This is a genomic window from Novosphingobium sp. B-7 (assembly GCF_000410615.1).
Lineage (GTDB): Bacteria > Pseudomonadota > Alphaproteobacteria > Sphingomonadales > Sphingomonadaceae > Novosphingobium > Novosphingobium capsulatum.
The window spans coordinates 1,082-5,677 of record NZ_KE148483.1 but is presented as its reverse complement, the minus strand read 5'-3'; the positions used below and the strand labels follow the sequence as shown (position 1 = coordinate 5,677).

Sequence of the window (4,596 nt, the reverse complement as noted above, 5' to 3'; positions counted from 1 at the left end):
ACCTTGGCGCAGACCGCGCCGGGCAGATCGGTGCGCGCGGCCTGGCGCGCCAGGCCCGCTGCTGCCAGCGCCTGATGCCACGACCACACCACTGTGCCGTGATAGGCATTGCGGCCAAAGCGGGCCTGCAATGGCGCAGGGGCCAGGGCCGGATCCGCCACGACCATGCCCGCGCCGGTCATCAGCCCGGCGGGAAAGGGCCGCGCCATGGTATCGGCGGCCAGGGCCACCTGATCGGCATCGGGCTTGCCCATCAACAGGGCAAAGCCTTCATCGGAATGGATAATCGGAACCGGCTGCCCGGCGGCATCAAGCGCAATGGCATGATAGCGCAGCGGGGCATTGCCCAGCGCGGCAAGCGCCGGCGCGGCCGGCACGCCTTCCTGCCGGGCATAGGCATCCACCCGCGCGCGCGCCGTGGTGGCATCCACGCTTTGCAGGAACAGGCGCGGCGCCTGGTCATGCCACACTTGCGCCATGTGGCCCACACGCGCCAGCATCGCGCGATCATCCGCCGTGGCATAGGGATCGAGCAATCCGGCCTGGGCCATGGCCGCCGCCGCATCGAGCGCAGCCGGCACCAGCACGGCGTTGACATCATAGGGATAGCGCCCGCCGCCCAGGCCATCGTTGCTGTCGCGCCATTCGCCCGCATCCATGCCGGGTTTGAGCGCGATGAGGTTTTGCCAGCGCGGATCACGGGCAAAGGCGTCGGCCGCCTGCACCACATGACGCAGGTTGCGGATCAATGCCGCACCCAGCGCGGTATCGCCATCGCGCTCGGCCAGGAACGCGGCGGCGCGCGCCTGCCCGCGCGGATCGTCCACCATGTAGGCACGCGCCACCGGGGCCAGCAGAAACGCGCTGTCGATCATCGCATAGTTGTAGGTGGGCGCATCGCTTGGCCCTTGGCCAGCGGCAAGATGATCGAGCACGGCAAATTCGCCGATATCTTCCTCGTGCGCGACATTGCCATCGGCCGACAGGCGGGTGAGCACCGAGCGCAGGCCGGTTTCCACCGCAGGGGGCGTCAACACCGGCATGAGCAGCCGCACCGACATCAGCGTATCCCGTCCGAAATAGGTGTTGAACCGCCACGACCCGGCCAGGAATTTCTCATGATAGCTCAGGAATTGCAACGCGCGCCGCGCCGCCGGATCGGCGGCGGCCTGCGGAGTGAGCAGGGTTGGCGCGGTATAGGGCGTGAGCGCGGGGTCGCCGCTCAGCGCGGTGATTGCCAGGGTGATGCGCCCATCCGGCCCGGCCAGGATCGCGCCATCGGCCACGCGGCCATGGGTTACGATCAGCGCCAGGCGATAGCCGGCATGGCCATCGAGCCGGTCCCGCTGCCAGACCACGCTGTTGCCATCCACGCGCGGCGCCACCAGCACTTGCGCCGGCGCCTTGCCCAGCGCCTGGTAATCGCGCAGCACCCGCACGCTCGACAGCACCGCCTGCTTGAGATCGAGCCGGGGCGTGGTGATCTGTGCAGCCAGGCGCACCCCGCGCAAGGGACGGCCGTGCGCATCGACTTCGTGCACCGGCACCGGCGGCGTGGTCAGCGTCCAGCGCGCCGGCTGGGCAAGCTTGCCGAACCACAGCCCGGTGCCGCTGTTGCCCGCGGGAAACGCCACGATCAGGCGCGGATCGCTGCCCGAACGCAGCACCACATGCGCCGCGACATCGCCCGCTTGCACGAAGGAATTGAGATTGAGCCCCTCCTCCACCACCGGCGCCGGTGCCGCCCCGGTCAGCAGCAGCAGGGCAAGCGGGGCCAGCACGCGGGTAGGGATCATGGGGTGTCCTTTGAATAGCGCAGCAATCGTTCCTCCCATCGTCACCCCGGGCTCGACCCGGGGTCCCGCTTTTTCTTGCTGCGTCACGCCAAGCTCCAAGAAGCGGGACCCCGGATCAAGTCCGGGGCGACGAAGGAGAAGATAGGGTGTGCCGGGGGCCATGGGAGGGCAGCCCCCGGCACGAGGGGGCTTCAGAACCGGTAGGTCAACGAGGCCAGGGCGTTGCGCCCGGCAATCGCGCGGCCATAGAAATAGCCGTTGACGATCGTCTGCGTCTGGCCCTGGCGCGGGTTGCCTTCGGTAAAGCCCTTGGCGTTGGTCAGGTTGTCGATGCTCACCGCCAGGTTGAGCTGGTCGGTCAGGTTGAGGTTGGTGCCGATCGTGAACACGCTGTAGCTGGGCAGCGCCACGCCATTGCCGGCGTCCGCAAAGATCTTGCCCACGTATTTCCAGCGGCCATAGATTTCACCCAGCCCATGGGGCAGCGTGAACGATGGCGTCACGGTCAGCAGCTTTTTCGGCGTGCGTTCGGGCGTGTTGCCTTCGTATTGCGGCTGCGCCGTGCCATCAAAGCGCAGGTTCACCAGGCGCGGCACCTGATAGACGCCGGTGGCGGTGATGCTGAAGAACCGCGTCGGCCGCAGTTCGGCGTCAAGCTGCACGCCGTTGGTGGTATTGTCAGCCAGAGCGTTGACGGCGTTGGCCGGATCGGCCGGATCGATGAACTGGTACGACTGGTTCTTGAACAAGGTGCGGAAGCCAACGATCGAGGCAGACAGGATCGACGTGCGCAGGCGCACCCCGCCTTCATAGAGCGTCAGGTCGGTCGGGCCATGGGCGCCGCCGGTATCGGCGCCGTTGGTCTGGAAACCCTTGGCCCCGCGCAGGTAGAGCGAGACATTCGATGTCAGCTCGTAGTTGATCCCGGCGGTATAGGCCCAATCGCTGAAACTGGCGGCGACATGGGTATAGGTGCCGTCAAACGTGCTGCCCACGTCGCGCGCCAGGCCGGGCGTGCCGGCCGGCACTGCCTCGTTGACCATGGCGGTGTTGCCGATGTTGGCGGAAATGTGCTGATGCTCATACCGCGCACCAAAGTCGATGTGCAGCTTGTCGTTGACGGTCAATTCGTCGTTGAAATAGCCCGAGAGGCTTTCGACGTGGCTGTTGTAGATGCCCTGGCCCCAGTTGCCATAGCTGAGCATGCCGTTGTTGGTCAGCTGGCCCAGCACCTGGCCACCCTGGTCCAGTGCCACCACGTCATAGATATGCGAATTGTCGCGCACGTCGTTGATCAAGGTGGCCACGGCCGATTGGTCGTTGCGCTGGCGCACGTCGTAATACATGCCGCCCACGGTCAGCGAGTTCTGGATCGCGTCACCGCGCGCGTCCCAGGTCACGCCGAAATTGCTGCCGAAATCCTTGGTCGCCAGCGTCTGGTGGTTGAGCACGGTCTGCTGCAACAGGCCATTGCCGTTGAGCGCATTGAGCGTGCCGGTATCCGAGGCGGCGATCACGTTGCCGGTCAGCGTATCGCGAATGCCGAACTGCGTGGTGCCCGGAAACGCCGCCGCGCCCGCCGCCAGGGTGCTGGCAATCGGCGAAGTGCCCGGCGTCAGATAGTTGAATGCCGAGGCGAGGCCCGCCGTGCCCGAACCACTGCCCGGGAAGATGCCATTGAAATCGTACTTGCCATCAAGATAGCGCGCGCGGGCAAACAGCTTCACGCCATCGGCCACCGGCTTTTCCATATCGATGCGATAGGTCCACGAGGTGGTGTGGATGCCGTCCTCGCCGCTGAACGTGCGCAGGCGATTGCCCGTGGCCGAGGCATCAGGCACCGCGATCGAGCGGAACGCCTGGCCCAGCACGTTGTCATAGCGCAGGTCGGTGCCCGGCACGCTGCCGATCTTGCCCGAGGCATCGACGGCAAACGGCATGTCGGCATAATAGGGATCGTGCTCGTCCCGGCGCTGCAGCGTCAGGCGCACAAAGCCATCGTCGTCGAAGCGCTTCTCGACCTGGCCCTTCACCTGATAGCTGTTGTAGCGGAACGGCGAATGGCGCTGGCCGCGCTGGCTCCAGTAATAGCCGCTCAGGCTATAGGCCAGGCCATCGCTGATCGGGCCCGAAAGATAAGCGTCGGCACGGAAATCGGAATAGGTCGTGCCGGTGGCGCGCACCGCGCCGCCCAGCTTGTCGAAATTGAGCTTGCGCGAGATGAAGTTGATCGTTGCGCCCGCCCCATTGGGGGCCAGCACGCCCGAGGTGCCGCCTTCGACCGCTTCCATGCGATCGACCGACAGGTCCTGCTGGAAATAGAAATCCGCGCCGCCGCCGCCATAGAGGATCGGCAGGCCATCCTGCTCCAGCGTGATGAACGTCTGCCCGCCGCCGCGCAGGCCGCGCACCGAATAGTTGTTGGAGGCAGGGCCAGCCGTCGCCTCGACAAAGATGCCCGGCACGAGTTCGAGGGTTTCGGCGGTGGAACGCGGCGCCTTGCGCTGCAGTTCGGCCGCATTGGCCAGCGTCACGTTGCTGGAAGAGTTGAACTGCGTGCGCCGGCCCGAGGTGCTGCCGGTGACCACGATGACATCAGCGGGCGAGGCTTCGACCGGCGCGGGCGCCTCGGCTGCGGCGGGGGCTGGCGCGGGATCGATCGTCTGCGCGGCGGCCGGCGTGGCCATCGGGTGCGGTTCGCTGCGCAGGCGCGGCTGCTGGCCAGACATCCGCGCATCGGGCATGCCCGCATCGGCCAAGACCGCCGTGCGCCCATCGAACGAAACCAGGCGCATGTGGC

The 4,596-nt window shown here is 66.6% G+C and carries 2 protein-coding genes; both read right to left on the bottom strand.

Annotation, left to right across the window (positions count from 1 at the left end; all coding sequences use genetic code 11):
* Nucleotides 1-1,796: hypothetical protein (locus H926_RS29540; protein ID WP_022677990.1), on the bottom strand; the 1,796-nt coding region annotated here is incomplete at its 3' end.
* 191 nt (nucleotides 1,797-1,987) lie between these two features.
* Nucleotides 1,988-4,596: TonB-dependent receptor (locus H926_RS29535; protein ID WP_237741132.1), on the bottom strand; the 2,609-nt coding region annotated here is incomplete at its 5' end.